The following is a 692-nucleotide window of genomic DNA, read 5'->3' on the forward strand; positions in this document are numbered from 1 at the left end:
AACAATCCCCTTGGCTTTACCAAACAAACTTTTAACTAAACTCTATCTCCTTTCTTTTGGTTTTATATATTGTTTTTTAGCATTTGTGTTAAATAAAGACACAAAAAATAAATTCTAAATAATAAAAAAAGTAATTTTTTCCATTGTTTGTGTTAAAGAAGTTAAAGAGTTTGTTTGGTATAATTATAGAAGGGTTTGCCACAAGGCTGCAACCCTGTGGCATAATCACGCCCTAGAGAGGGGGTGAAATAATTATGTTTCGTTTCGTACTTATAATTATACTTGTTTGTATGATTATAGTCAAGGCTTATTAACCTTGCCCCTTTTATAGAGGCGAAACTCCCTTGTGGCTTTTACCAAACAAACTTTTAACTAAACTCTATCTCCTTTCTATAATTTTATTTTTCTTTTTAATTAGTAGGCTTTCTTGTTAAATTCTCAAGATTGCTTTCAATCTTTTCTTGTATTTTTATAAAATCAGCTTGTATTTTATCTACTTCAATACTTCCAACAATATCAGCAATAAATTCACTTAAATCTATTTCACTAAAATCTAACTTTTGAAATTCTTCTGGAGTAAATCCTCTACAATCAGGACTCTTTGGAGAACCCCAACCTCTTCCAATTTGTGGGCGTCCTTGCTCATTAAATATTCTTGCTAATTTTGAATTAAAACAACAATGTGTTTTTTT

At 29.8% G+C, this 692-nt stretch carries 1 protein-coding gene; it reads right to left on the reverse strand.

Annotated elements, in window-relative coordinates; genetic code table 11:
* Positions 1-410: 410 nt before the first annotated feature.
* Positions 411-692 (reverse strand): conjugal transfer protein TraN (gene traN, locus CAMP5118_RS07950; protein ID WP_337217026.1); only part of this gene is annotated, 282 nt, incomplete at its 5' end.

This window comes from Campylobacter sp. LMG 7929 (genome assembly GCF_024723595.1).
Taxonomy (GTDB): domain Bacteria; phylum Campylobacterota; class Campylobacteria; order Campylobacterales; family Campylobacteraceae; genus Campylobacter_D.